This is a genomic window from Mesorhizobium sp. B2-3-2 (genome assembly GCF_006442295.1).
Taxonomy (GTDB): Bacteria; Pseudomonadota; Alphaproteobacteria; order Rhizobiales; family Rhizobiaceae; genus Mesorhizobium.
The window spans coordinates 99,576-124,697 of the sequence record NZ_VFWA01000015.1 but is presented as its reverse complement, the minus strand read 5'-3'; the positions used below and the strand labels follow the sequence as shown (position 1 = coordinate 124,697).

The following is a 25,122-nucleotide window of genomic DNA, read 5'->3' as shown; positions in this document are numbered from 1 at the left end:
AGCCGGCCTCGGTTGCGTTACGGATGAATGCGCCCCGCCTTCGGCGGTAGGCCGTCGGCGGGCCGCATGTCTCTTCCGTTACCAATCGTGCTTGCAGGTGCTTTCTGCTTCCGGGTAATATGCCTCGTCGCCCGGAACCGATCCGACGATGTTGAAAAAGTCGCTGTCCTTCTTGACCTCCGATGCGGGCTTGACTTGGCCGATGAAGGTACGCTTCACCACAAGGTGGTCGCGTTTGCGCATGAGCGCGTCCTTGGTGAACATGTCGCTGAAACCCCGGCCTTCGAGGGCCTCCGTCACCTTGTCGGGATCATCCGTGCCGATTTCCTGGACGGTCTTCAGCACTTGATAAACGGCGGAATAGTTGCCCGCGTGTATGTCACCAGGATAGAAGTTCAGTTTATCGTGGAAACGTTTCGCGAATTTTCGGGTTTCGTCGTCCAGATCCCAATACCAGATCAGAGCGGCGTTCACGCCGGCCCAGGTGTCGGGCCCGAGAGCCTTGACATCGGACAGGTTCAACTGTCCTGGAACGATCTTGATGCCGGCATCCATCAAGCCGAATTCCCGAGCCTGCTTGACCGCGTTGCGCAGATCCTGCCCAGATTCGAGGATGCCGATAGCCTCGGCGCCGGCCGCCTGCGCCTTGAGAAGATAGCTCGAGAAATCATCGTTCGGAAACGGCACCATGTCCACGCCGACGATCTCACCACCATTGTCCTTGACGGCCTTGGAAAATGACTCCAGCAGCGACTTTCCGAAGGCAAAGTCGGCCGTGATAAAATACCACTTCTTTGTGCCGTCCTTGGTCATTTGCTTGATCGGCGCCGACATCGCCGAGGTATCGTACCCGTAGTGCCAGGTGTATTTGCCGCAGGCTTCATTGGTTAGCGCCGTGGTTCCCGGGCTGACAAAGGTCGTCAGAATATGCCTTTCGTTGGCCAGCTTGGCTATGGCGATGGCGGCAGCGGAACTCGACACGTCGGTTATGAGATTCACGCCCTGCGAGTCTATGATTTCGCGCGCCTTGTTAACCGAGAGTGCCGGGTCAAGCTTGTTGTCAACGACGATGACGTTGATCGGCACGCCATTGACCTTTCCGCCGAAGTCGTCGACAGCCATCTTCGCAAATTCGACGTCCCCGGGACCAGATGTCTCCGAATAGACCGAAGAAAGATCGGTCAGCATCAGAATATTGAACTGCTTGCTCTTCATCTGGGCGGACGCCGGGACAATACCAGTGGCAGCGGCAGCCACCAGAAGACCAGCGGCGGCCAATGATTTTATATGCATTTCGACTCCTCCTCCTTGAAGACAGGCATCCCCAGCCGTGAGCCACTCCAGTGGCCACATGTTATTGTCAATCAATTTCTAACGGCAACGAGCGGACTGGGAGAAGTCTCATATGAGCAGCACGTCATCGCGTTTGGAGATGCTTTGATCGCCCGGACTTCGACCTCGCCTCCGCCGTCCCCGGGACCGGGCGGAATGGTGGCGATCGAACTGGACAATGGGCGGCGCGTGTTTGCGCCGACCGGCAGCACCCCGGCCGCGGTGAAGCGGCAACTCGCGGCCAAGCAGAAGGCGTCATGATCATCGTTCCGGCCGGCGTGAAAGTGCATCTGGCATTGGGGCACACCGACATGCAAAAGGAACTGGGTGCCCTCGTGATGCTGATCCAGGAACAGTTGAAGAAAGCCCCGTTCTCGGGCCATCTGTTCGTGTTCCGCGGTGGAACACGTGCGAGGCGCCGCGAACCGGTCGTTGGCTGCTTCAAATCGAATGGCCGCTTCAGTTTCGAAACGAAAGAGCGGCCCGATATCGCCACGTCAATGCCCATGCATGCCTCGCGACATCTTTCATTGGCGCGGCCCAAAGCCTCTATACGGCCGTAGCGGAACAATGGAGACCATTTCCTGCATACCGCTTTTGAACAGTGGAAGGGCATTGAGCACCGAGCGAACCTCGTCCTCCCCTTCGGCCTCCATGAGAAGACAGGCGCCGCCCATGTCGCCGCGATTCCAGATTTGTCGCACGGTGCTTGCCATGAAAAGCCGGCGAACGCCTTCGGCTTCGGCTTCCAGTCTCTCGGGCGTGTAGTCCGCGTCGTTGAAGCTTTCCGTCCGCCGACGTGTCAAGACCATGAACTGCATGTTCTTTCTCCTGTTGATGAAGGCAAGGCTTTCCGGTTTTCCCGCCGGGTGCTTGATGCCTGTCACGGTCCTCGGCCGGCAACGTCGGCGCCAGAAAGACCGATGTCTTGCAATTGCGAGTCCGTGAGTTCCATCAGCATGCGGCGGCTCCGGCGCCTTTCCATACCGGCTTCGACCCAGACCTGGATCGCCGCGACGCGCGCCATCAGAATCTGTAAAGCCTCGACTCCACGCCGCTGCGGTGCACTCCTTGTTTCGGCCCGCTCCAAAGCGGCGCCGTTGACGACTGCGTCCATCGCATTTCTCCTTTTTTCGCGACCGGCCGAACCCGAGGCGAAGGCGGCGGATGAGCCCGCCGCTTTGGGGGTTCGGCGGCCCGAGCCGGTGTCTAGCGGTTGCCGAAAAGGTCCCGGCGATGCTCGACCGCCTGATCCTGCGTGATGGCCGCATTGGAGCCCGCATTGAGCAGTTCGTAGGCTGCACTGTGCGGGATCGAGGACGTGTGGGTGTTGTCGAGCTGATCCCGGGCAATCGCATTGATGTCGGAACCGCCGACATTCGGGTTCTCGGCGAGCGCGGCGCCAGTGATGGCCAGGAACGCGGCGGTGGCAAGAGCGATCTTTTTCATGGAAATCTCCTAAGATTGAGTTCTGGACTTGGTTCAAGAACAGGTCCTTGCCCGTTCGCCAAGAAGATGCATCTTGGATCCGCCCAGGATAATCTTCGAATATTGGAAAGGATCATCCGCCGAGAGCGGACAATTGGATCATGAGCAGGCGCGCTGCCTCAGCGCTGACCCCTCCCCGATCGAGGATTTTGCCATGTCGGTGCTGGCAATCGCTCCGGCCCTTGCCCGCATGTGGCCGGCCAGAAGATCAGAAGGCACATCAGCCCGCCGACTTTCCGGCGGGGACGATGGACTGCTGTTCAGTACTTCAATTCCATCCATCTGCGGTGTTCGGCAAAGCGCTCGGCCAACAGATCGATGAAAGTCCTGACCTTGGCCGAGATATGGTGACGATGCGGATAGAACGCGTTGATCGCGAACTCGACTCCTGAATATTCCTCCAGCACGCGGACAAGGCGCCCGGCGCTCAGGTCGTCGGCCACGAGAAAGGGCGGCGGTATGAATAGACCGCGGCCGTCGAGAGCGAGGCGTCTGAGCGTCTCCTGGCTGTTGGTCAGCAGGTTGCCATCGACGCGGACGGAAACGGGCTCGCCGTCCGGGTCCTCAAAACGCCACTCGTTACCGAAAGGATAGGAGGCATGGCGCATGCAATTGTGGCGTGCGAGGTCATCGGGCCGCCGCGGTGTTCCATGGCGTTCGAAATAGCCGGGTGAACCGCAGACGATGTTGCGCCATGAGGTCAGCCGCCGCACGATCAGGCTCGAATCGGGAAGCGGCAGCGAACGCACGTCAAGGTCGAAGCCCTCCTCGACCATGTCGACCATTCTTTCGCCGACGGTGAGATCGACCGAAACAGCCGGATAAAGTTTGACGAATTCGGAAACGATCGGCGCCAGAAAACGGATGACGCTCATGCTGGAATGAAGGCGAAGCGTGCCTTGCGGCGTCGCCTGAAGCGCTCCCGCGACGCGGTCCGCCTCCTCCAGATCGGCGAGGATCTGCGAGGAACGCTGATAGTAAGCCTGGCCGATCTCGGTCAGGCTCACCTTGCGGGTGGTGCGGTTGAGAAGGCGGACGCCGAGCCTGTCCTCCAGCGCCTGGACGTGGTTGCTGACCATCGTGGTAGACATATTGAGGCGTCGGGCTGCCGCGGAAAAGCCTCCGCATTCCACAACGCGGCCAAACACCGTCAAGCTTGTGAGCCTGTCCATTCCGATTATCCGCTCCTAATGGATGATCCTTCCGTTCTTTCCCCGATTATCACATCAGGCTTGCCGTTGCATCTTCCTTGACGCCAGTCGGCCACTCGGGCCGACCGTGAGAGGAGATTCAGATGAACGTAAGCGTCAACCCAGCCATCCTAGAATACTCGGTTGAGGTAAAACCCGCGCCGCGGTCCCGCAAGACGATGATCAAGCGCACCGTTGTCGGGTTGGGTCTGGTGGCGGGCCTGACCGCGGCTGCGCTCTACGGCTATGACTATTGGACGGTCGGGCAGTATCTGCAATCGACCGACGATGCCTATATCAAGGCCGACTATACGGCTGTCGCGCCGAAGATCTCGGGCCACATCGCCGAGGTACTTGTCGAGGACAACACTCACGTCAAGACGGGCCAGGTTTTGGCCCGCATCGACGACCGCGATTTCAGGACCGCGCTCGATCAAGCGCAAGCCAAGGTCGAAGCAGCCGAAGCGACGCTGCACAATCTCGACGCCCAGATCGGCCTGCAGCAGTCGGTGATCGAACAGCAAAAGGCCAACGTCGCCGCAACCGAGGCGAAGCTCAAATTCGCGCAGCAGGAGGGTGATCGCTATAAAACCTTGCTGAAAAGCGGCTACGGCACCAGCCAACGCGCCCAGCAGGCCGCGGCCTCCCTTAGCGAAAGCGAAGCCCAACTGCAGCGGGATCGCGCCGCACTGGTTGCGGCCCGCAAGGCGATCGACGTGCTCACGACGGAGCGCAGCAAGGCGGAGGCCGAGCGCAACGGCAGCCAGGCCGCCCTGCGTCAGGCGAAACTCAATCTCTCCTACACCACGATCACAGCGCCCGTCGACGGCATCGTCGGGGCCCGTTCGCTTCGCGTCGGTCAGTATGTGCAGGCCGGCACGCTGCTCATGGCGGTGGTGCCGCTGAATGCGATCTATGTCGTGGCCAATTTCAAGGAAACACAGCTCGCTCATGTGCAGAGCGGACAGCCGGTCGAGATCGCCGTCGACGGCTTTCCCGGCGTGGCACTCAAGGGCCGCGTGGACAGTGTGTCGCCGGCCAGCGGTCTCGAGTTCGCGCTGCTTCCCCCGGATAACGCCACCGGCAATTTCACCAAGATCGTGCAGCGCATCCCGGTGAAGATCGCGATCAACGACGGCAGGCTCGCCGGCAAGCTGCGCGCCGGCATGTCGGCGGAACCGACGATCGACACGAAGGCAACCATCCTGGCCGAACGGGGTGAACCGGACAGCGGCCGCCGGATCATCGCCGGCTGGTAACTCGTAGCGGCTGCGCGAGGTTCTCCGGGACCTCGCCTGGTGGCCGCCACGCCAGTGTCTCACGTGCTCTTCGTCAAACAAGGAATTCAGCCGTGCCCGCAACCCTCACCACCAACCCCACGCCTGCGCCAATGGCAGCCAAAGCATCGAGCCTGGCGCCCACCGATGCCTCTTGCGCCTCGCTCAAGACCTGGATCGCCGTCATTGGCTCGACGCTCGGCGCCTTCATGGCGGTCCTCAACATCCAGATCGTCAACGCATCGTTAGCCGACATTCAGGGCGCCATCGGCGCGGGCATCGATGACGGCGGCTGGATATCGACCGCCTATCTGGTGGCCGAGATCGTCGTCATTCCGCTCACCGGCTGGCTGTCGCGGGCCTTTTCCATCCGGGTCTATCTTCTGGCCAATGCAATCCTGTTTCTCGCCTTCTCGGTTGCCTGCGCCTTCGCGCAAAACCTTCAGCAGATGATTGTTCTGCGTGCTTTGCAGGGCTTTTGCGGCGGCGTGCTGATTCCGGTCGCCTTCACCATCACCATAACCCTCCTGCCCAAGGCGAAGCAGCCGATCGGATTTGCCCTGTTCGCGCTGTCGGCGACCTTCGCACCAGCCATCGGGCCGACAATCGGTGGCTATCTCACCGAGAACTGGGGCTGGCAGTTCATCTTCTATGTCAACTTGGTCCCCGGCGCGCTGATGGTCGGCATGCTGTGGGTGTCGCTCGAAAGGGCACCGATGCAGCTCTCGCTGCTGCGCCAGGGCGACTGGGCCGGTATCATCACCATGGCGATCGGGCTCGGCTCCTTGCAGACTGTGCTCGAGGAGGGCAACAAGGACGATTGGTTCGGCTCGCCGTTCATCGTGCGGCTGTCCATGATCGCCCTCGTCAGCCTCTCGCTTTTCCTGTGGATCGAGTTGAGAAGCGAAAGGCCCTTGCTTAACCTCAGACTGTTCGCCCGCTGGAATTTCGGGTTCTCCATCCTGGCCAGCTTTCTGCTCGGAATTGCGCTCTACGGGGCGGTGTTCATCCTGCCCGTCTATCTCGCGCGCATCCAGGGCTACAACGCTCAGCAGATCGGCATGGTGCTGGCCTGGACAGGCCTGCCGCAACTGGTGCTGATCCCGCTGGTGCCGCAGTTGATGAAGCGTTTCGATATGCGCATTATCGTCGCCTTCGGCTTTGCGCTGTTTGCGGCAAGCAATTTCATGAACATCGAAATGACGGCGGCCTACGCGTCGGAGCAGTTCTTTTGGCCGAATGTCGTCCGAGCCGTCGGTCAGGCACTGGTCATGGTACCCCTGGCTGCGGTCGCTACGGCCGGCATCGAGCAGGAGAATGCCGGCTCTGCCTCCGCATTGTTCAACATGATCCGGAATCTCGGCGGCGCCGTCGGCATCGCCATGCTGCAGACTTTTCTGACCAAGCGCGAGCAGTTCCACTCCAACGTGCTGGTGCAGTCGGTATCGCTGTTCGAAGAGAGTACTCGCGCGCGCATCGAGCATCTGACCCGATACTTCCTGGCCCATGGCGCCGGCGATCGCGCAGCCGCGATGCACAAGGCCGTCATCGCCATCGGACAGATGGTGCGAAGGCAGGCTTACATCATGGCTTTCAGCGACGCCTTCTATCTGCTTGGAGCAGCCCTTGTCGTCGCCTTCTTCGCCACGCTGCTGTTGCGCAACCCGGGCCATATCGAGGCGGGTGGCGCGCACTGAAAGATCGGAAAGGAACGACAATGATCCCGACCTTCGCCAGCGCGGCCTTGCTCATTGCGAGCGGCTTTTGGCGCCGGAGCCGGCGAGGCTCTTGTCCAGGACATGGAAGGCCTTTACCCGGCCTTCACGGACATGGGGGCACACCGCCACGCAATTGAGAGCGCACACGAGGCCGCGATGGCGACGGGCGCCATCCGCGAACAGACCATCGAGGAGATCCAGCAGCTTACCTTAGATGCAGGTGGTGCTGCGGCCAGGAATACATTGTCCGCGTCAAGGACATCCTCAACGGCTCCGTCGAGTGAAGGCAGACAAACCGCCGAAGATGATGAGCAAGAGCAGAACAACGGGAAATCGCATTGCTGGCCTTAGCGACTGGAACAATCGGCCGGCGTTTGACCCCGCTCTTGCGTGAAATTCTGATGTGATCGTCACGATCCGGTCGGTGGAAAAGCCGATATGCTGCGCACAATGGCGGACGTCAGGCCACGCTCCTTCAGCGCGACAAGCGCCTCCAGCGTGCCACACCTCGTGGTGACGAAGAACTTGCTGCGCTCGATGCCGGATGCCGCGATGGCGGCCCCGACCGCAGCCTCGTTCTGATACATCGCGGCCGTGTCGATATGCCGATAGCCGAGTGCGATTGCGCTCTCGACGACGGGCTGGGCATCGACGCCGGGCATGCGCAAGGTGCCGAAGCCAAGGCGCGGAATGGCGACGCCTTGTATGATGATGCTGTCCATGATGATGTCCTTTTCGCGAATGCCTTGCCGGTGGGCGCGCCGGCCTTGCGAGGCGGGTGCGATCCCCCCCTCAGGCGGCGGCCGTGACCCGGCTCTCGACGAGCCCGGCGATGACGCTCTCCAGCGTCGTCGTGCCCTTCACAGACGACAGCCCCTGATCGTGGAATTCGATCCAGCCTTCGTTGAAGCCGTCGAGCATGCGGATGCGCGGCAGCGGGTTGCGGGTGCCTTGGGCTCGGAAGATGGTCTCCCATGTTTCGCGAGGTACGATCTCGACCGAAACCGCGTGCTCCAGCGCGGCGGCGAAGGCGCGAGCAATGTCGTTGGGAGAAACCCGAGCGGGACCTTCCAGTTCGACGACCCGCGTCCCGCTCCAGTTCTCGCGCAGCAGGGCGGCGGCGGTGCAGCCGACGTCCTGTGTCGCGACCATCGGGAATGCCTTGTTCGCCGGTTGCAGGAAGCTGCGCAACACGCCTTCGTCTCGTGCCGCAGGGACATCCCACTGGGCATTCTCTATGAACCAGCCGGGCCGCAGGAAGGTAACCGGCAGGCCGATGCCGCCAAGCGCTTGCTCCAGCAGCGTGCGCTGGGTGAGCAGGTTCTCGTGCGGCGCGTCGGCGCCGATCGTCGACAGGCACACCGCCCTGGCGGGACGTGCCTCGACCAATGCCGCACTCACGGCGTCGATCAACCGCCTTGCTTCGGGGAAGCCCGGCTCTGGGTCAAACTCCGACGGCGGCAGGATGAAGACACCATCGGCGCCTTTGAAGGCTGACGCGAGACTTGCCGCATCGTCCATCTCGGCCAGAGCGACATCGCAGCTCTTGGCCTTCCACTCCACCGCCTTGGTAGCATCGCGCAGGACGGCGCGGACGGGCAGCCCGTCGGCCAGGAGGTTGCGGGCGAGCGCGCCGCCGACTTTGCCGGTGATTCCGGTGATTGCGTACATGATGGTTCTCCAAAAGGATTGATGTGGAGTGCGCGTGTCAGGCGAGGCTCGCGTAGAGCTCCCGCTCGAACGCGCCGTAGAGGGCGACAACCCGCTCGTCGTAGAAGGGCAAGATTTGGGTGAAGAGCGCGCCGGTGACGTGCTTCACCGGGTCAAGCCAAAAGTAGCAGTTGAGCAGGCCGGCCCAGGAAATGCTGCCGGCGGAACGTCCATTCGGACCCGGCTGCGTATTGATGTCGAAGGACAAGCCCCATTTGTGCGGTTGACCGGGGAACTGGTCGAAGCTGCGCGAGAAGGGCGGCTGCGCCGAGCGCATCTCGTGAACGTTCAGCTCACCGATCTGGTTCTGCATCATCATAGCGACCATTTCCGGCCGTAGGATGCGCACGCCGCCCAGTGCGCCGCCGTTCAGCAGCGCCTGCAGGAAGGTCATGTAGTCGCGCGGTGTCGAGAACGCGCCGCCGCCGCCCATGAAGAACTCCGGCCGCTGCGGCATCTCGAAGGGGGCCGGCTCCAGCCCGCCATCGGCACGGCGGTTGTGGAACGTGGCGACGCGCCGCTTCTGCTCCGAGCCGATGAGGAAGCCTGAATCTTTCATGCCGAGTGGCGCGAAGATGTTTTCGCGGAAATAGACTTCCAGCGATTGGCCGGACACCGCCTCCACCAGCTTGCCCACCCAGTCCATGCTGATGCCGTATTCCCAGCGCTCGCCCGGCTCGAATTCGAGCGGTGCGGTGAAGGCGGCGTTCTTGCAGGTCGCGATATCGGGCATGCCCGTCACCTGTTCGTAGCGGGTCAGCGCCTCGCTCCAGATCGAATAGGTGTAGCCGGAGGTGTGCGTCAGCAGGTGGCGTACGTTGATGGCGCGCTTGGCCCGGCGCAGGCGCGGCGTTCCGTCCGCGGCGAAGCCTTCTAGGATTTGCGGCGACACGAGCTCCGGCAGGTATTTGGCTGCGTCATCGCCGAGACCGATGCGGCCTTGCTCGATGAGCTGCATGCAGGCCGTCGTCGTGAAGGCCTTGGTCATCGACAGCAGCCAGAACACCGTGTCGGCGGCCATCGGCGCGCCTGTCTCGACGTTCGCCTTGCCGAAGGCGCCCTCATAGGCGATGCCATTCGGCGTGGCAGCCATGGCGACGACGCCGGCCACATCGTGCCGGGAGACGCCGCCGAGCAGGGCGGCGTCGATCGCGGCGGAGTTGCGCAGCGAAGCCAGGGGTGCCGTCCCGGCCAAGGTGGGGTTGACCGCATCGAGAGCCAGAATGGCCCCCACCATGCTCCCCCGCTGAAGCATGGTCCTGCGTGTGATCGGGTTCATGGCTCATTCCTTTCCGGCTCGTGGGAAGACCGATTTGTCGGCGGTTCACCACTGACGCCGTTGCGATGCCGATGTTCTAAGCCGCGCCATGATGTGATTCACACGCATTATCGTCCGTGCTACATTGACTCAGATTCACTGCGCTTATCATGGAACCGCCTGACGAGCTGCCGCACCGGCAAAGGGAGATCGCATGGCTTTTGACACCCGGCTGCTGACCGGCGTCGGCGTCCTGGCTGCCGTGACGGAGGCAGGGAATTTTGCCCGCGCGGCGGAAATGCTCGGCTTGACGCCTTCAGGCGTGAGCCGGGCGGTCGCGCGCCTCGAGGCGCGGGTTGGCGTTCGGCTCTTCGACCGCAATCCGCGGGAGGTCAGTCTTACCGAGGAAGGCCGACGGTTTCACGGGCAGGTGATGCCGCTTCTCGCCGGCCTCGACGAGGCGGCCGCCGAGGCCGCAGGCGCGGCGGCAATCGTGCGGGGCCGACTGCGCGTGTCGGTGGACCCGTGGTTTGCGCGGATGGTGCTTGCGTCGAGACTCCAGCAGTTCCTAGTCCGCTATCCTCTGCTGTCGCTCGATTTCTCCACCAGCAACTATCGGGAGGAGATGATGGCGGGCATCGATGTGGCGGTACGGTTCGGCCAACCTGACGAGTCGTCTCTCATCGCACGCAAGCTCCTGGAAACGCCCATTCTGACCGTTGCTGCGCCGGCCTATCTCGAACGGCACGGCACGCCGCGATCGCCGCATGACCTCGTCCATCACGAAGCACTTCTCTTCCGCGATCCGCAGACAGGTCTGCCCTTTCCGTGGGAGTTCCACCGCGACGGGGAAATCGTCGATGTTAAGGTTTCAAGCCGCTTGGTCCTTGATGATCCCTTCGTCGCGGTATCCGCCTGCGTGGCGGGCCAGGGTATTTTCCAGAGCCTCGCGATTGGCTTGGCGCTGTTCGTGGAACGTGGAGAACTCGTACCCATCCTGCCGGAATGGTCGGAGGAACTTTATCCCCTCTACGCCTATCATCCCTCGCGCCATCTGCCACCCGCGAAGGTTCGGGCGTTTCTGGATTTCATCCAGGAGGTCGCCAGGAACCAAGCCTCTCTATGTCGTCAATGAGGCGCAGCGCCACTGATCGAGTACGAGGCGGTCACGACACGGCCCGAGCACCTGAGGCTCCGGCCTCTCGGCGTTGCTAGATGCCGTGGCGGCCGTCTCCGAGCCGGTTCGCGTTCTCTTCCTCTGGCGACCCGCCGTTCGCAACCCGGACGACGACACGGTGCTGGAGGCTGCGGTAAACGGACGGGCGAATGCTATAGTGACGTTCAACTTCCGCGCCTTCGGCAAGGTGGCCGAGCGCTTCGGTGTCATGGTTCTGTCGCCCGGTGAGGCGCTGACACGATTGGAGAGAAAGACATGAGGAGAAGCAATTTCGCACTGCGGCTTCAGCTTCCGCTTCTCGATGAGGCGCGTAAGGCGGCCGACAGCGAGGGCGTGCCGCTCAACCGATTTATTAACGTGGCAGTCGCCGAGAAACTTTCGGCGCTGCGCACGGAAACCTACTTTCAGGAACGCGCTGCCGTGCCAACATCCCCAAGGCGCTGCACTTCTGAAGCAGGCCGGCAAAGGGAAGGCGCCGATCAAAGGTGACGAATTGCCGGAGTAGCACACCCATGAGGTGGAGCGGTATCGCTCGTAGTGGAGCCTTGCCTGCGTCCAAAGCGGCCGTCGGGCCGAAAACTGCCGGTCAAGGCTGGTACAGTACGCGCCACCGCGAAGCGGCTCTGCTGGGTTCTTTGGAAAAAATTACGACCGGACGGCGATTTCCACGGGCAGCGGCGAGCGTTGGTTCTTCAATGAAGCGGCAGCTCGCCGCTTGAAAGGAGTGAACCAATCAACTGAGTGTAATCCCGAACACCATGAAGGCGATTGCCACACCGAAGATCGGGGCGAGCAGCCATCGCGCTTGAACAACACTGTTCTCCATCAGTTTTTCTCCAGCAACTTGTAAACCCGACAACGGCGGCAAACGGCGGCTGTTCCGATTGGGGCCTCAGACAGGTCTATTGCGTGTTGCGGTCAGACTTACGTCCTAGTCGCGTCCGACCGAAGCCCAGGCGCAGGAACTTTTGCAATGGTCCCCGAGTTTGCTGGCGGGCGTGGGAAACGACATTGCTGCGCCATCTTCACAAAGGAGGACGTCATGAGAATGCATCTAGGCGCCGCTGCTGCGGCTTTGTTGCTGCTTGCAGGAATCGGCGCTGCCGCTGCCGAGGACGTGATTATCCAGCCCGAGCAGGAAACAGTCATCAAGGAATACGTGAAGAAGCAGCCTTTGGCTTCGGTGAAGCTTCCCGGCGTAGAACTCAATGTCGGCACCGCTTTACCCGACACCGTCGAGCTCCATGAAGTCCCCAACGTCAAATACCGCTACACAGTGATCGATAACCGGACGGTGGTCGTGGATCCGGGCACCCACAAGATCGTCAAGATCATCCAGTGAACCAAGCACCAGAATCAAAGCCCGCCGCCCATCTTGGCGGCGGGCTGCCAAGACAAAAGGACTATCGATCGATGCCAAGCGGCGGATCTACCCAGTCCAATGCGTTAGGAGTGGGCGTGGCCGACCTTAGGGCCAGAATGCAGGAGGCACAGATCACAGGGGGCGAATTGAAGTCCCTCCAGAAGGTTGCCGCGTTGATGGATGACGGCTCGGGCCGGATCAGCGGCGACGATTTGATTGCCGCCTCCTTCGCCAACGACCTGCCGCACCAGGATGCCGTCGCCGACCAAGCCGACAATCAGCAGACTCTTCGATTCCCACGCCGAAGCAATCAGGGCCGCAGGCGACCTGGTGGCAATGGGAGTTCCTCGCTTAAAGATCGCCGTTATAGGACCTTACAGCGCCGAGTTGGCAAGTTTGGGGATGGTTCCAGCCGCCAGTCTTGGTGCGGCGGTCGGCGGGTTGGCCTGCTTGGGCGCGTTTGTTGCGGGTTACGGAATAGACCCTCAGGCACCAATGCCATCGCCGATAGCTCTGGCCGCCATGGTCTGTGGCAGCATTGCTGGCGGGCTGCTCGGACCGCTGGCGACTGATGCACTGCGGCCGGGTATTGCAACTCTTGTCGAGCGGATCGTCCTGGTGACGGCGCGTGTCAACGATGGGGGAGCTGAAATCGTGCAGGCGGTTCTCGACAGTTGCATCTCCATCGCCGAAGAGTGCGGGAAACCCGCCCCGGCATCCGCCGAGACGGGCTCGTTCCCGTTTCCAGTGCTTGGAATTGGACAATCGACAGAAGTCTAACTTCGAGGAGCCGCGAACGTTCCGGCATTTGTGGAAGGCCGTCGAATATCGTCCACCAGCCGGATCGCAGTCGGTCGAAGAAGCAGCACCACAGTGCGGCGCCAGTCGATCAGTTGCACCCGGAAAATTGCCCGCGGTTTCCCTGAAGACGCTAGGCTTCTCTTCCGTAGCGGAAATGGATCCGGATTGGCTGACGAAACTGCTGGCAAGACGGAAGTAGCTGGTTGAAAGCCCACTATCGGATCAGCAATTTCTGTTATCCTCGGCTGAATCCGCCAGCACTCAACCTGTCGCTGCAACGCTTCAGAAAATGCCGCAATGTCAGCTTGGCGCCTCAAGCCGGCATGCTGGGGGACAGCTCTACGGCCACAAGCTGCCGTCAGCCGATGCCAGGCCCTCGCTCGCTGGCAGTGAGAAGGCTGACGGGCGCGTCTGGATTGGCTGGTGGGTCGCGGCGTCCAATTCGTCTCCTTGCCGTTAGCCAGCCTGCCGGCAATTGCCCTTGGGGCGAAAAGCCTGCAACGAGCCCGGCGAAAGACCATACTTTCCCATGGTCGCAGGCTCAGTGCCAGCATGGCCATCATCCCCAACCACCGATTTGGTTGGACGGCGCAAAAGTAGCGTGGTGAGCGCTAGATCAAACCTTTGCGAACGCCCTATCTTGTCGAAACCGCAGCCTCACGACGTCCGGCGCTCAGGCCACTGCCTTGTGATGGGTCGTAGCCGCTCTTTCTTTGCTCTCTTTCGCCCGCATACATAGCGCGCGGAACTCTTCGACCTCGGCCTCGGTAAGGTGCTCGATGCCGATGAAGGCGTTCTTGGCGGCACCCGAGCGGATCAACTCATCGAGTTTAGCCTGTATGGCGGCACCGTCGCGGTTCTGGGTGTTCTGAATCAGGAAGACCATCAGGAACGTTACGATCGTCGTACCTGTATTGATGACCAATTGCCAGGTTTCGGAATAGTGGAAAACCGGGCCGCTCACGGCCCAAACCAGTACAGACGCCAAGCATAAGGCAAAGACCCACGGGCGGCCAGATGCGTGCGCGACGACGGTCGCCACGCGATTAAATGTCTTTTCCATTGGGTGTCCTGATGACGAAATGTGAAACTGGCCCCAACAATGTACAAAGCCCGATTTTCGTTCCACGCGCATCGGACAAATCGGGCGCAGCCGACGCCGACGCCGACTGTCAGCGTCGGAACCTCTGGATGACCCCGGGGTTAGCCATCACCTGACACGGGAGACTCAACAATCTGAATCTGGAGAGTTCCAATGGTTACAAGCAAGAAGGCCGCAGCTGCTGACCACCTCCCGGTCGAGTTTCTGCCTGCCGCGCTGGTCGGAAGAGGCATCGAAAGACATCGCTACGTCCTTATGCGCGTTCAGGCGCGCCACCACGTTGCCGAAGACGATCGCAAGCAGCAGCACCAGGCCTTGGAAGATACCGGTGTAGAAAGAGGAGACCCCTCCCGAGAACAGCACCTTCTGCAAAAGCATGAGCGTGCCGGCTCCGAGGATCGATCCGACGAGGCTGCCGCGGCACCGCTAAGCGGCGTGCCGCCGAGCGCCACAGCGGCAAAGGTGAGCATCAGGAACGGCGTGCCCGCCGACGGATTGCCGGTCGCGGTCTGAGCGCTCAGCATGAAGCCGGCGACGCCGTAGAGGATGCCGGCGCCGACAAAGGCCTGTGATACGCACGCCTGAGACAGCCACGCCGGAGAAACGGGCCGACTGTTCGTCGGCGCCGATTGCATAGAGGCCGATGCCGGTGTCGGTGCGCCGGAAAGCCAGCCACAGCAAGACAACGGCAACCAGGAACAGGCCGGCAATCGGAACGACGCCGAAAAGCGTATCGGTCAGGGTGTAGGTGACGAAGTCGGCGATCATGCCGCCGGGCGCGTCGAGAATGACGAGCGCGAGCCCCTGACAAATGATCATCGTGCCGAGCGTCGGCGCGATGGTCTGGAGCCCGAGCCTGGAAACCAGAATGCCGTTGATCAGGCCGACGAAGGCTCCGATCGCGCAGCACATGAGCGGGCTGACAAACGCTCCGCCCGGGCCGTCGAGCGGATAGACGGCCACCAGTACGTTGGTCAGCAAGACGACGCCGGCGACGAACAAGTCGAAGCCGCGGCTGATGACGACAAGCGTCTCGCCCGCGGCCGCGAGCGCCAGCGGCGTCGAATTGTTGATGAGGTTGGTGAACGTGTAGACCGACAGCGCATCGGGGCGCCAGAACGCATAGAGCGCATGGAGCGGCGGCGCGACCAGTATTGGCACAGCCTTTCAGGCGGTGAGCGCCAACGCGTCCACATCGCCCGCGCCCTAGCCCAGACCCCAACCGAAATCTTGCTGGACGAACCGACAAACCATCTGGATATCCAGCATCAGATCGAAGTGCTGCGGTTGATTTCACAGCTGTCACTGACCAGCATCATCACGCTGCATGACCTCAACCATGCCGCGATGTTCTGTGATCAGTTGGTGGTGTTGGACAAAGGCCGCATCGTCGCATGCGGTGCGGCCGGATCGGTAATTACAGAGGCTTTGCTACGTGACGTGTTCCGAGTGGAGGCCCGCGTCGAGACGAGCCCGTACCACGGGGGACCGCACATCCACTATTTGGCCGAAACAACTCCAGCCAGATCCTCTACCGTTATAAGGTAGTGCTGAGTCAGAGCGCGCGGAGGCCTTCTCAGCGTCCCCGCCGAGCGCGGCTTGTGCAAGCGCGCTGCGTTCGGCCTCGACGTCGCGGCCCACAGCCACCGCGGACGCGAGTAGGCTGGGATCGGGGTGCTCGGCCCCCGCGACCGCGGTCAATCAGATGCGCGGCAACAAATCGCTCGCATCACCTTGAGGCCAGTGGGTTGTCTTGACGCCATGGGCAGTCCATTCAGGCAAAATGTAATTCGGGCCAGGATCGCCCTTAGCGACAACGGAATAATGGAAGATAGTGCCTGAATGCGGGGATGCCCATTGAAGGCGGCCTACTGACATGGATGGCGCCGCCGGCGCGCCTCTGCGCCGGGCAAAGTTGTCGCCTAGAAATAGCCGAGGATGGATTTGACCTCGAGATATTCCAGCATGCCTTCGACGCCATATTCGCGCCCGTTTCCCGACTGCTTGAAACCGCCAAACGGGGCGTGTGGATCCCAGGCCGGGTAGTTGAGGTGCACCTGACCAGAACGGATCCGCGACGAGACGTCCCTGACGACCTCCAAGTCCTCGCCTTGCACATGGGCCCCCAAGCCGTACACCGTGTCGTTGGCGATAGTGACGGCCTCCTCGACTGTGTCATAGGGGATGATGCAGAGAACCGGCCCGAAGACCTCTTCCTGCGCGATCCTCATGTGCGTGCGCACGTCCGAAAAAATGGTCGGCTTTACATAGAATCCGACATTCAGACCGCCGGGCCGACCCTCTCCGCCGGTCAGGAGTTTCGCGCCTTCCGAAATGCCGACACCGATCATGGTTTGGATGCGATCGAATTGAGCACGGTTGGCGATTGCACCATGAGTCGAGGCTTCGCAAAGAGGATCGCCAACAACGATCTGGGCAGCGGCTCCTTTGGCGATTTCCTCGATCTCGGTGAGCAGCGGACGTGGCACGATCATGCGCGTCGGGGCGCTGCATGACTGGCCGAGATTGCGGAAGGCGGCGGCTATGCCCAGAGAAACGGCACGGTCGAGATCGGCGTCCGGCAGGATCACGTTGGGCGACTTGCCACCGAGTTCCTGCGCGACACGCTTGACCGTCTGCGCTGCCGCCTGCGCCACCGCAATGCCCGCCCGGGTGGACCCGGTAATGGAGATCATATCGACATCCGGATGGGACGCGAGACCAGCACCCACGCATGCACCATCACCTTGGATCAGATTGAACACCCCGGCAGGAAAGCCGGCTTCCTCGATCGCTTCGGCGAACAGCAGGGCGTCCAGGGGAGAAAGCTCGCTCGGCTTCAACACGACCGGGCAGCCTGCCGCGAGCGCCGGCGAAACCTTGGCGGTGATCTGGTAAAGAGGCCAGTTCCACGGAGTGATCAAGGCGCAGACACCGATCGGTTCGTGGGTGACGGCGGTTTGCCCCCGCTGCTTGACGAAGGGAAAGGCTGTCAGCACATCACGCGCAACCTTGACATGCGCGATCGCCAGCGGCACCTGAGAGCTGCGCGCATATCCGATCGCCGCGCCCATTTCGAGGGTGAGGCATTGCGCAAGCAGTTCACTGCACCCTTCGAGCAGCACCTGTAGGCGATCGAGCAGGCCGGCACGATATTCCGGCGTGGTCCGGCTCCAGGCGGCGAATGCACGGCGGGCCGCCGCAACGGCCACATCCACGTCCAAGCTGTTTCCAAGCGGAAACCGAGCCACAACCTCTTCGGTGGAGGGGTTCACCACGACGCCCTTCGCGGTGCCGCTCGGCTCGACCCATTGACCGTCGATGAAGAACTTGTCCAGGTGGCCGTTGCGCGACAGATGTTCGAGGGGCGTCATCACGCGACAAGATCCTTTATGCGGTAATAGGCACCCAGAACCGGCAGGAACCAGGGGTGCCCGAAATAGCCGGGGATCACCGGCCAGTTGAAATCCTTCCAGGGATTCAAGTCGGGGCGCCCATCCATGACATCAGTCATGGTGCTGCCTATCAGCGTCGACATATACAGCCCGTAAGAGGTAGACTTCATTTTCTTGACCACCAATGCTGATTTAAGTGGGGCGGCATCCGAGGCATAGTTGCGCGCCTACCAGCCGCGCATCCGCTCCCAATGCGCTTCAATCCTGGGGCTGTCCCCTCTGACGACACAGTAGAAATCATGCTGCGCGGCCATCGCGCACGCATGGTTAGGCAGGATCCGCACCCGAGACCCGAGCGGCAGTTCGGGCATGGATTTCCCTGAACCGGCACGCATGGCAAGGATACCGTGTTCCTGGCTGGCCTGGGCCACGATCACATCGTCAAGCACCCGCCCCTTTTCGTCGCAGACCACGCCGTAACCCTGATCGATCCGCTGGTTTGCGGTTCCCCGGTCGCGCGAAAGCGCCATCCACCCGGCGTCGACCAGCACCCATCCCTTTTCCGGCTTCGAGCCGATCACCGTGGCCAGTACGGAAATCGCGATATCGTCGCGGTCGCAGACCCCAATCCCGTGCTGGACGAGATCGAAGAACATGTAGACCCCAGCCCGCAGCTCCGTGACACCTTTGAGATTCTGGGCGAAATGCGCTGTAGGCGTCGAGCCGACGCTGACGATCGGGCAGGCATGGCCTTGGGTGCGCAAGATTTCAGCTGCGCGCACGGTGGCTGAACGCTCGTTCTCCGCTGCCCTGACCAGTACATCGGGCGTGTTCAAGCCGTAGGATTCGCCCGCATGAGCGAGAACCCCGACGAGCGTGGCACCGGCAGCGACGACCCTGCTGGCCACGACGGGCAATCTAGGGTCGTCCGGCTTCAATCCGCCGCGATGGTCATCGCAGTCCAGTTCGATGAAGACCGACGGCGTCATGCCGGTGGCTTGGCGCGCGCCGGCCAGGGCGTCGGCCTGCTCCACAGTATCGAGCAACAGCTTCACATCAGCGCCGGTACGGCGACAAAGCTCCATGGCGCGCCTGGCCGAAGCCGGCGAGATGCCAACCGCATAAGTGATGTCGCGAAAGCCGTGGTCCGCGAAATACTCCGCCTCGGCGATGGTCGAGACCGTGATCGGACCGGGCTCGCGAGGGAACGCGTATCGGGCGACGTCGATGCTTTTGGCCGTCTTCATATGCGGGCGCAGCACCACGCCAAGCTTCTTGGCACGCTCAGCCAGCCGTTGAATGTTGCGCTCGAGCCGTCCGCGATCCAAAAGCAGCGCTGGGGTAATCAAGGCATCGATCGTCTCAGTCGTCTCGCTCGCTGCCAGATTTGCCGCCATCTTGTTCATCATCTCGTTTCCTAGGTGAACGACTGGTTTGCCAGCGCGTACATATGGGCTGAGCCCTCGGAGACAGGCCGCTGCCCCTTGACCATGGCGGTCGCCGAGCTGACCTGCTGGAGGCCGAGGCTCTCGAGCCAATCGCCCAATCCATCTTCGGCATAGATATCGATGCGAACGAATTGATGATGAAGCTTAGAAAGCTGCGCCAAGATCAAAAGCCGCGCATCCTGGTCACTCTCGGCCGCACAGGGACCGATGACATAGCCACGGCCGAACCTCCTGCTGATGGCGTAGCCGGCAATCCGCCCGTCGCGCTCGATGACGACGACTTTGCCCGCATCGGCAAGCGCCGCCACCAACGACGAGCGGGGCATGCCCATGGCCCGTTCGTCGAAAGCCTGGATCGCCGCGAGGTCGGAGATCGTCGCCTGACGCACACCGTCACCGGCCCCCCGCGTCACCGCAGTGGTCAGAAGGGCTTGGTGCTGGAGCACCGTGCCCCAGGCAGTAAAGCCGCGCCGCTTGTAGAGCGCGAGCCCCTCTTCGGTGGACGTGAGCAGCACGTTGCGACCCTGCGCCGCCTCAAGCAATCCATCAAACAGCCGCGAACCGTTGCCACCGCCTTGCGCAGGGCCAGTGACGATGATCATGCCGACGGTGGCAAAAGCCTTGCCGTAAATCCACGACATGGCGGTGCCAATCACCTGCCCTGCCTGCTCGAGAACCAGCCCCCTGCCGAAAGTGGCGGCGAATTCCCAATCCTCCAGGCGATAGGGCCAGCCCATCTCCTGCGACAGCTTCAGCGCGCCCGGCAGATGGCGAGGCTCCAATTTCATCAACTCGCTAGGGATGACGATGTCTCGCTCGAGTTGCGGGGCCATGGGGAGGTGCCGTCTCTTGATCACTGTCGAATCGAAGTCGGACCTTAGAATTGCGCCCCAACAGCAGATTTCTCTGCTGTTTTTCCCTTTCAAATAAGCGAGATCATTCGTTTTCGGCAGTTCCTCGGCACGCCAAGTTGCACAAATCGGGCGAAGAATGTCCGGCAGCTTGAGTCCCGTTTGTGATTACCCTCGCTGGGCGATTCGTCCGCACCATCCAAAATAAATGCGATCTCAGCCTCTACGATGGCATAGCCGCAAACACTTCCCAGCGATGAGCACTTGATGCTCAGAAGGAATTTCGGATGATCTATATCAGCGAGGAGGAATCAGCCGCCCTCGTCACCCATGAGCTTGCTTTCGAGGCGGCGCGGGAGGCTCTTGTGGCAGCAGCATCGGGGCAGGGCTGGGTATTCCCTGCTGTGATCGGGCGCACACGGGAGGCGACCAATACCTTCTCTGTCAAATCCGGGTCGTCTGACGACCTGACCGGAGTGAAAATCGGCTCCTTCTGGTCGGGCAACCCGGCACGTGGCCTTCCCCGCCACAACTCCACCATCGTGCTGCTCGATCAGAATACAGGACGGCTCCGCGCTGTAATCGAGGCCGGAAAGGTGAACGCCTACAGGACGGCCGCAGCCGACGCGGTTGCAGCTGATCTTCTTGCGCGCAAGCAGGCCAAGGTTTTGGCGATATTCGGCGCCGGCAATCAGGCGGGCTTCGAAGTGAGGGCGCTCGCACGCATCCGCGCAATCGAAAGCGTGTTGGTGGTGGCCCCGTATTCGCCGCGGCGCGACGCTTTTGTTGATCAGATCGGCGAATGGGGCCTGCAGGCGCGCGCTGCCTTGCCCGATGAAGCCGTGCGTGCGGCCGACATCGTGGTCACGGCGACACCCTCACGCGAACCGCTGTTCGATGCCGCTTGGGTGGGACCCGGAACCCAGATCGTCAGCATGGGGTCGGATGCTCCAGGCAAGCGCGAATTGCCGAGCGAACTATTCCCCAACGCACGTCTGTTTTGTGATCTGCTTTCCCAGTCCGTTCAGATCGGCGAGTTCCAACACGTGCGCGACGTGATCGACGCCGGCGTGCTTGCAGTAACACCAATCGGCGACGTCATTGCCAAGCGTGCGTCCGGACGCCTCTCCGACACCGAAATCACTGTCTTCGACAGCTCCGGTATCTCCCTGCAGGACCTCTACATGGCTGACGCGCTGATCCGCGCCAAGACGCCCCACCGCTGATCAGCTTCGCACCGAAAAGTCCCCGCCTCGATGGTGCGGCTGCGCTGGAACAAAGAGCCTTACGACAGAGCTCCGCGGCCCCGTACGAGCGCAACCACACACGGCAGCCCTGAGTGGGAAGACCTCAGGAATCGGAAAAGTCTCAAGCGCGCGCACCGGCGCGATCTTGGCGGTCCCGAAAACCTCGGGCGTATAGGTCTTCGCGCAGATGGCCTTCAGATCGGCGGGCGGAATATCGTCGATGTAGAGCGACAGGATCTCGAAGGCGAGGTCCGGATAGGACAGCCTCCGCCACCGATCCAGCATTGCGTCATCCACACGCGGGTAGGTCTCGGGCACATGAGCCCGCCATCCGGCGCCAGACGTTCAAGCAGGATTTCGCAGAACTTCCTGCGTTCGGGATGGCCGCGCGTGGGCATGTAGTGCATGTGACGCTCTTGCTTGTAGACGCGATCGTTCAGCGGGCCGCAGCGCCGCAGGGTCAATGGGCCGCCAGCTTCAGCCGTCAACGTTAGGCCCGCCACCACGCGATCTTGTCCTGCAGGCCATAGCGGCGATTGTTGGTGCGCGTCAGGCCTGACTTCCGGCTGATCTTCAGATAGCGGCGATGTCCAGCTTCGAGCCGTCGACCAGACGCGACAGGCGGAACGGTGTAGGATCGACGCAAGGCGTGTCGTTTACGACAAGCTCGGCGGCCAGACAACCAAGCCCCGGGCCCAAACCGAAGCCGTGGCCCGAGCAGCCCGCCGCGAGGACGAGGCCTTTCACCCCGTCCACCTGCGATACCACAGGCACTGCGTCCGGCGTGCAATCGACGAAGCCGCCCCAGGCACTATCGATCTCTATATCGCCGAGTTGGGGGAAGGTCTTCCGAACACTCTCCACCACTTGGCTTACCAGCCATTTTAAGGGTGGAGGATCCAGCACCCGATTCTGTTCGAAGATCCGATCGTCGCTTGTCAGCAGCGCCGACACTGAATCCGGCCCCCAAAGGAACGATTGGCCGATGCCGAGCCTGACGTTCTTTAGGCGACGCAAGAATTGCAGCATGAATTCCCGGCTATACCGGATAGCCTGGGGCGTGATTTCGAGGTTCGCCTTGCCGCTGATCGCAAGCGTATAGCTGCCGTCCAGTCGGCGCGTGATCGTGCAGTAGGGTGTGGAGATTGCCTCGCCTATGTTGATTGTCGGGGTGGAACGCAGCGCGGTCTGCCGGATGCTCGCTTGGGGGAAACTGATCCCGAGCGGCCTAAGGAAGCGCGAGGACCAGGCGCCAGCGGCGCACAGCACCGCGCTGGTTCTGATGTAGCCCTTCTCCGTGTGCACGCCCGCAATCTTGCCATTGGCCAAGTCGAGCGCCCGCGCGGCGCATTCCTGGTGGATGGTGGCGCCCAGAGCTCTGGCCCCATCGGCGATAGCCGGCGCAGCGAGCGCAGGTTCGGCCTTACCATCCCGTTCCGAATAGGTCCCGCCGATCCATTTGTCGCGCGCTTCGGGGACGCGCTCGGCCACCTCCGCCCGGCTCAGCATGCGGGTGTCGACCTCGTACTCCCTGGCGACCTCGCGCCACCTTTCCCAGCCGGCGAGCACAGCCTCGTCGTGAGTCGCAAAGACGAGACCGCAGCGTCGAAATCCAAGGTCCCGATTGATATCGCGCGTCAGCTCGTCCCACAGCCGCATGGAGATCACCGAGAGCGGCAGTTCGCGCCGATCGCGGTTCTGCTGACGGCACCAACCCCAGTTTCGGCTCGATTGTTCACAGGCGACGTGCCCCTTCTCGAGCAGAGCCACAGAGAGGCCACGCTTCGCCAGGAAATAGGCGGCCGTAGAGCCTAGGATGCCGCCGCCGACTATGACGACGTCGACCTCGGCCGGGAGACGCTCATCGCTGTGAATGCGTTCGACTCGGGGCGACATGTTCCAACCAACCTCGGCTGCCAAGAATGCGGAAGCAAAGTTCCGACCAGCCCTTCATCGCATCGTGCGCTCGAAAGAATGTACCGAAATCATCTAGGACTTCGCCAGATGTGTGGGTTTTTGATCCCTTGATCGATACGAACTGCTCAAGCCCGACCGAGTTCCAGTTCGGCGCTGGGCGGCGTAACCTGCTCGCGAGTCCGTTGGATCGCGCTTGAGGGTCTTGAGCTTGCAGCGAAGTGGTAGGCGGCAACGAAGTCGGCGAGGTGTTACCTGAGCTGATCGTGGGTCTCGTAGTAGAAGCGTTTGACCGTAGCGTCCTTGATCGTGCGATACATCCTTTCGACCTGTCCATTGGTCCAATGATGCTTGGCGTTAGTCGTACGATGCTCGATGCCGTTCGTGGCGCAGCCATATTCGAAGGCATGCGCCCAGAAGCGTTCGCCGTCGGCGATAGCCTCTTGATCTGCGGCACGGCCGAGGTGCCTCCAGCCGGGCCGCAGCGACGAATGGTCAAAAAGGCCGTCACCTTTGGCCGTCAGCGGCTGGCGCGCCAGAAGGCGATACGGTCCTGCAACCGATAGCCCTGGATAATCGCCGGCATGAACCATGGATTGCCGCGATAGAGCGGAATGGCGGAAGGCGGTCGAAAGTCGAACGCCGTGCGCGACTGCTCGCCATGCCCCATAAGCTTGTGGGCCGCACGCATACCGACCCATGGTGCCCAGACCACGCCCGAACCGCAGAAGCCGGTGGCATAGACCACACCGTCCTTCTCGAAGATGCGGGGCAGCATGTCGCGGTTCATCGCGACGTTGCCGAACCAGCAATGCGAAAGGCGCACGTTTTCCAGCTCCGGGAACAGGTTCACCAGGCCCTTGCGTAGGAGAAGTTTCGGGGCAATCGGATCGCCGACGCGAGAACTGTCGCGCCCTCCCAGCAGAATGCGCTTTCCGTCAGGCGAGGGACGATAATAGAAACCAAGTTGCCGGTTCTCGGTGATCGTCATTAGCTTCGGCATCAGGCGGGCCATGACATCGGGCGCGAGTTCCTCTGTCACGATGATCCGACTGCGGACCGGAACCAGGCGGCGGCGCAGAAAGGGGGCGGCGCCGTCGGTGTAGCCATTGGTACAGACCAGAACCTGCCGTGCATCCACGGTCCCTGCCGAAGTCACGACGCGGAACCCCGAACCATTCCTCTCGATCGCTTTGACCGCTGTATGCGAATGGACTGGCAACCCGGATGCGAGCGCCACCCGCAGGAGTTCAGCATGGAGTTTTGCGGGGTGCAGGCCGCCAATGTCCATCCGAACGGTTCCGCCGCGGTAGAAATCGGTGCCGATATAGTCTCGCTGCTCGGCATGCGGAACGGCGTAGGACTCGATCCCCAGTTTCTTTGCCAGAGTCTCGGCGCTGCGTGCCATCTTCTCGTACTGTCCGTATCCGAAAGCGCCTTTGAACTGGCCAACCAGTCGGAAGTCGCAGTCGAGCCCTTCGGTCTTGATCAAGTCGTAGAGGAATTCGCGCGCAACCTTGCCCTCGGCCTCGATCGCCATGGCTTTCGCTTCACCGAAGCGCTTGGTGATCGTGGCGTAGTCCGGCCGGATGCTCCCGCTCGTAATCCCGCCATTGCGCGTGGAAGCACCCTCGCCCGGATTCATCGCATCAAAAGCGGCGACCGAGCGTCCCTCGCGCGCCAGCACAAGCCCGGCCGAAAGCCCGGCATAACCGGCGCCGACAATTGCCACGTGAAGTGTCTTTGCCACGCGCTGCGGCGGCGGCGGCATGACGGGCGCCGCTTCCCACCAGTATGGCGTGTTCTTTTCGATTCTGGGCTCGTGCACGTTGCTGACTTCTCTTGATGTTC

The 25,122-nt window shown here is 61.8% G+C and carries 26 protein-coding genes and 3 pseudogenes; 10 read left to right on the top strand and 19 right to left on the bottom strand.

Annotated features, from left to right (window positions below; all coding sequences use genetic code 11):
* Nucleotides 1-78: 78 nt before the first annotated feature.
* Nucleotides 79-1,293, bottom strand: a complete 1,215-nt coding sequence (locus tag FJ964_RS25515; RefSeq protein ID WP_181172621.1) for an ABC transporter substrate-binding protein — start codon at nucleotides 1,291-1,293, stop codon at nucleotides 79-81.
* Nucleotides 1,294-1,589: 296 nt separating this feature from the next.
* On the opposite strand from FJ964_RS25515, the gene tnpB reads away from it, so the two are divergent.
* Nucleotides 1,590-1,895: an IS66 family insertion sequence element accessory protein TnpB gene (gene tnpB / locus FJ964_RS25510; protein WP_140552955.1), complete on the top strand. Its 306-nt coding sequence runs from the start codon at nucleotides 1,590-1,592 to the stop codon at nucleotides 1,893-1,895.
* On the opposite strand, the gene FJ964_RS25505 is transcribed toward tnpB, so the two are convergent.
* From FJ964_RS25505 to FJ964_RS25490, 4 genes are all read right to left on the bottom strand, one after another.
* Nucleotides 1,860-2,219 carry a hypothetical protein gene (locus tag FJ964_RS25505; RefSeq protein WP_224713259.1) on the bottom strand — a complete coding sequence of 120 codons (360 nt, stop codon included), beginning with the start codon at nucleotides 2,217-2,219 and terminating at the stop codon, nucleotides 1,860-1,862. The two genes, tnpB and FJ964_RS25505, sit on opposite strands and share 36 nt — an antisense overlap.
* The gene (locus FJ964_RS25500; protein ID WP_140552953.1) at nucleotides 2,216-2,449 is read right to left on the bottom strand and encodes a DUF1127 domain-containing protein; all 234 of its coding nucleotides are present in this window, start codon (nucleotides 2,447-2,449) and stop codon (nucleotides 2,216-2,218) included. Before FJ964_RS25500 ends, FJ964_RS25505 begins: the two co-directional genes overlap by 4 nt.
* Before the next feature lie 92 nt (nucleotides 2,450-2,541).
* Complete coding sequence (locus FJ964_RS25495; protein ID WP_140552951.1) at nucleotides 2,542-2,781, bottom strand: DUF680 domain-containing protein; 240 nt, start codon at nucleotides 2,779-2,781, stop codon at nucleotides 2,542-2,544.
* A 299-nt stretch (nucleotides 2,782-3,080) separates the two neighbouring features.
* On the bottom strand, nucleotides 3,081-3,992 hold the full coding sequence (locus tag FJ964_RS25490; RefSeq protein WP_140552949.1) for a LysR family transcriptional regulator: 912 nt from the start codon (nucleotides 3,990-3,992) through the stop codon (nucleotides 3,081-3,083).
* Between the two features lie 122 nt (nucleotides 3,993-4,114).
* Between FJ964_RS25490 and FJ964_RS25485 the strand changes: the two genes are divergently transcribed.
* Nucleotides 4,115-5,269 carry an HlyD family secretion protein gene (locus FJ964_RS25485; RefSeq protein WP_140552947.1) on the top strand — a complete coding sequence of 385 codons (1,155 nt, stop codon included), beginning with the start codon at nucleotides 4,115-4,117 and terminating at the stop codon, nucleotides 5,267-5,269.
* A 131-nt stretch (nucleotides 5,270-5,400) separates the two neighbouring features.
* Nucleotides 5,401-6,984 (top strand): MDR family MFS transporter, encoded by a 1,584-nt coding sequence (locus FJ964_RS25480; protein ID WP_140553001.1) that lies wholly within the window; start codon nucleotides 5,401-5,403, stop codon nucleotides 6,982-6,984.
* Between the two features lie 431 nt (nucleotides 6,985-7,415).
* Here FJ964_RS25480 and FJ964_RS25470 read toward each other — a convergent pair whose 3' ends face one another.
* From FJ964_RS25470 to FJ964_RS25460, 3 genes are all read right to left on the bottom strand, one after another.
* Nucleotides 7,416-7,727, bottom strand: coding sequence for an aldo/keto reductase (locus tag FJ964_RS25470; protein ID WP_140552945.1), 312 nt, complete (start codon nucleotides 7,725-7,727; stop codon nucleotides 7,416-7,418).
* 70 nt (nucleotides 7,728-7,797) lie between these two features.
* Nucleotides 7,798-8,676, bottom strand: coding sequence for an NmrA family NAD(P)-binding protein (locus tag FJ964_RS25465; protein ID WP_140552944.1), 879 nt, complete (start codon nucleotides 8,674-8,676; stop codon nucleotides 7,798-7,800).
* A 37-nt stretch (nucleotides 8,677-8,713) separates the two neighbouring features.
* Nucleotides 8,714-9,994 (bottom strand): serine hydrolase domain-containing protein, encoded by a 1,281-nt coding sequence (locus FJ964_RS25460; protein ID WP_140552942.1) that lies wholly within the window; start codon nucleotides 9,992-9,994, stop codon nucleotides 8,714-8,716.
* Nucleotides 9,995-10,187: 193 nt separating this feature from the next.
* Here FJ964_RS25460 and FJ964_RS25455 point away from each other — a divergent pair, with 193 nt between their 5' ends.
* The 5 genes from FJ964_RS25455 (at nucleotide 10,188) to FJ964_RS25430 (ending at nucleotide 13,293) form a co-directional block, all read left to right on the top strand.
* Entirely contained in the window at nucleotides 10,188-11,108 is a 921-nt protein-coding gene (locus tag FJ964_RS25455; protein ID WP_140552940.1) for a LysR family transcriptional regulator, read from the top strand.
* Nucleotides 11,109-11,193: 85 nt separating this feature from the next.
* A complete protein-coding gene (locus tag FJ964_RS25450) occupies nucleotides 11,194-11,409 on the top strand; it encodes a PIN domain-containing protein (protein ID WP_210243394.1) in 216 nt (71 codons plus the stop codon).
* Complete coding sequence (locus tag FJ964_RS25445) at nucleotides 11,406-11,639, top strand: hypothetical protein (RefSeq protein ID WP_210243393.1); 234 nt, start codon at nucleotides 11,406-11,408, stop codon at nucleotides 11,637-11,639. Before FJ964_RS25450 ends, FJ964_RS25445 begins: the two co-directional genes overlap by 4 nt.
* 553 nt (nucleotides 11,640-12,192) lie before the next feature.
* Nucleotides 12,193-12,492: a DUF1236 domain-containing protein gene (locus tag FJ964_RS25440; RefSeq protein ID WP_140552938.1), complete on the top strand. Its 300-nt coding sequence runs from the start codon at nucleotides 12,193-12,195 to the stop codon at nucleotides 12,490-12,492.
* 273 nt (nucleotides 12,493-12,765) lie between these two features.
* The gene (locus FJ964_RS25430) at nucleotides 12,766-13,293 is read left to right on the top strand and encodes a hypothetical protein (protein WP_181172620.1); all 528 of its coding nucleotides are present in this window, start codon (nucleotides 12,766-12,768) and stop codon (nucleotides 13,291-13,293) included.
* Between the two features lie 694 nt (nucleotides 13,294-13,987).
* On the opposite strand, the gene FJ964_RS25425 is transcribed toward FJ964_RS25430, so the two are convergent.
* From FJ964_RS25425 to FJ964_RS31535, 3 genes are all read right to left on the bottom strand, one after another.
* The gene (locus FJ964_RS25425; protein WP_140552936.1) at nucleotides 13,988-14,377 is read right to left on the bottom strand and encodes a low affinity iron permease family protein; all 390 of its coding nucleotides are present in this window, start codon (nucleotides 14,375-14,377) and stop codon (nucleotides 13,988-13,990) included.
* Nucleotides 14,378-14,542: 165 nt separating this feature from the next.
* A complete protein-coding gene (locus FJ964_RS25420) occupies nucleotides 14,543-14,794 on the bottom strand; it encodes a hypothetical protein (RefSeq protein WP_140552934.1) in 252 nt (83 codons plus the stop codon).
* A 48-nt stretch (nucleotides 14,795-14,842) separates the two neighbouring features.
* Nucleotides 14,843-15,577, bottom strand: a complete 735-nt coding sequence (locus FJ964_RS31535) for a hypothetical protein (RefSeq protein ID WP_224713258.1) — start codon at nucleotides 15,575-15,577, stop codon at nucleotides 14,843-14,845.
* Between FJ964_RS31535 and FJ964_RS31530 the strand changes: the two are divergent.
* Nucleotides 15,566-15,964: pseudogene (locus FJ964_RS31530) on the top strand (ABC transporter ATP-binding protein); the annotation flags it as partial. The gene FJ964_RS31535 and the pseudogene FJ964_RS31530 sit on opposite strands and share 12 nt — an antisense overlap.
* Before the next feature lie 374 nt (nucleotides 15,965-16,338).
* On the opposite strand, the gene FJ964_RS25410 reads toward FJ964_RS31530, so the two are convergent.
* The 4 genes from FJ964_RS25410 to FJ964_RS25395 are packed head-to-tail and all read right to left on the bottom strand — an operon-like array spanning nucleotide 16,339 to nucleotide 20,185.
* Nucleotides 16,339-17,793 carry an aldehyde dehydrogenase family protein gene (locus FJ964_RS25410; RefSeq protein ID WP_140552932.1) on the bottom strand — a complete coding sequence of 485 codons (1,455 nt, stop codon included), beginning with the start codon at nucleotides 17,791-17,793 and terminating at the stop codon, nucleotides 16,339-16,341.
* Nucleotides 17,790-17,981 carry a hypothetical protein gene (locus tag FJ964_RS25405; RefSeq protein ID WP_224713257.1) on the bottom strand — a complete coding sequence of 64 codons (192 nt, stop codon included), beginning with the start codon at nucleotides 17,979-17,981 and terminating at the stop codon, nucleotides 17,790-17,792. The genes FJ964_RS25410 and FJ964_RS25405 overlap by 4 nt, the downstream gene beginning before the upstream one ends.
* A gap of 57 nt (nucleotides 17,982-18,038) precedes the next feature.
* Nucleotides 18,039-19,217 (bottom strand): alanine racemase, encoded by a 1,179-nt coding sequence (locus tag FJ964_RS25400; protein ID WP_140552999.1) that lies wholly within the window; start codon nucleotides 19,215-19,217, stop codon nucleotides 18,039-18,041.
* An 11-nt stretch (nucleotides 19,218-19,228) separates the two neighbouring features.
* Nucleotides 19,229-20,185, bottom strand: a complete 957-nt coding sequence (locus FJ964_RS25395; RefSeq protein WP_224713256.1) for a GNAT family N-acetyltransferase — start codon at nucleotides 20,183-20,185, stop codon at nucleotides 19,229-19,231.
* 212 nt (nucleotides 20,186-20,397) lie between these two features.
* Here FJ964_RS25395 and FJ964_RS25390 point away from each other — a divergent pair, with 212 nt between their 5' ends.
* A complete protein-coding gene (locus FJ964_RS25390) occupies nucleotides 20,398-21,336 on the top strand; it encodes an ornithine cyclodeaminase family protein (protein ID WP_140552930.1) in 939 nt (312 codons plus the stop codon).
* On the opposite strand, the pseudogene FJ964_RS25385 reads toward FJ964_RS25390, so the two are convergent.
* From FJ964_RS25385 to FJ964_RS25370, 4 genes and pseudogenes are all read right to left on the bottom strand, one after another.
* A pseudogene (locus FJ964_RS25385) lies at nucleotides 21,337-21,755 on the bottom strand (hypothetical protein).
* A 175-nt stretch (nucleotides 21,756-21,930) separates the two neighbouring features.
* Nucleotides 21,931-23,253 carry an FAD-binding oxidoreductase gene (locus FJ964_RS25380; protein ID WP_140552929.1) on the bottom strand — a complete coding sequence of 441 codons (1,323 nt, stop codon included), beginning with the start codon at nucleotides 23,251-23,253 and terminating at the stop codon, nucleotides 21,931-21,933.
* Nucleotides 23,254-23,525: 272 nt separating this feature from the next.
* Nucleotides 23,526-23,654, bottom strand: a pseudogene (locus FJ964_RS31105) (IS481 family transposase); the annotation flags it as partial.
* A gap of 137 nt (nucleotides 23,655-23,791) precedes the next feature.
* A complete protein-coding gene (locus FJ964_RS25370; RefSeq protein ID WP_140552996.1) occupies nucleotides 23,792-25,099 on the bottom strand; it encodes an FAD-binding oxidoreductase in 1,308 nt (435 codons plus the stop codon).
* Nucleotides 25,100-25,122: the final 23 nt, after the last annotated feature.